A 641-nucleotide genomic window follows, 5' to 3' on the forward strand; every position below is an offset into this window, starting at 1 on the left:
TTTGGCAAAAAAAGGTGTTGACAAAGGGTATGCGCCATGATATTATATACAAGCGCTCAAGACAACCGAGCAAAACGAACGGGAAGCAAAAGCGCAACGATCCTTGAAAACGATACAGCGAGAGCGAGAGAGATAAGAACAGTCAGATTCAATTGAGTTAGGAATCGTAAGGGGACTACATTGGCGTGTAGGAAGCTTACGACGAAGGATTAAACACGAGAGTTTGATCCTGGCTCAGGACGAACGCTGGCGGCGTGCTTAACACATGCAAGTCGAGCGGAGATGCTCTTGACACGGATTGGTTGGACGAGGAGCCGAAGGGGCGGAATCGACCGGAAGCGAAGGGGAAGCGACTGCGAAAGCGGGAGCGGAAGCTGAGTGAAAGGAAGGGGACGCAGTAGAGGCAAAGAGGCGTCGGACCAATGCGTGTTGGGAACATTTCAGCGGCGGACGGGTGAGTAACGCGTGAACAATCTGTCTTAGACTGGGGGATAACACTTGGAAACAGGTGCTAATACCGCATAAGACCACGAACCCACATGGGTTTGAGGTAAAAGGAGCAATCCGGTTTAGGGTGAGTTCGCGTCCCATTAGCTAGTTGGTGAGGTAACGGCCCACCAAGGCGACGATGGGTAGCCGAC

The 641-nt window shown here is 52.1% G+C and carries 1 rRNA gene; it reads left to right on the forward strand.

The features are described 5' to 3' along the window. Window positions 1–211: 211 nt before the first annotated feature. Window positions 212–641: ribosomal RNA gene (locus RRY12_13365) — 16S ribosomal RNA — on the forward strand; the annotation flags it as partial.

Source organism: Cloacibacillus sp. (assembly GCA_036655895.1).
Lineage (GTDB): Bacteria > Synergistota > Synergistia > Synergistales > Synergistaceae > JAVVPF01.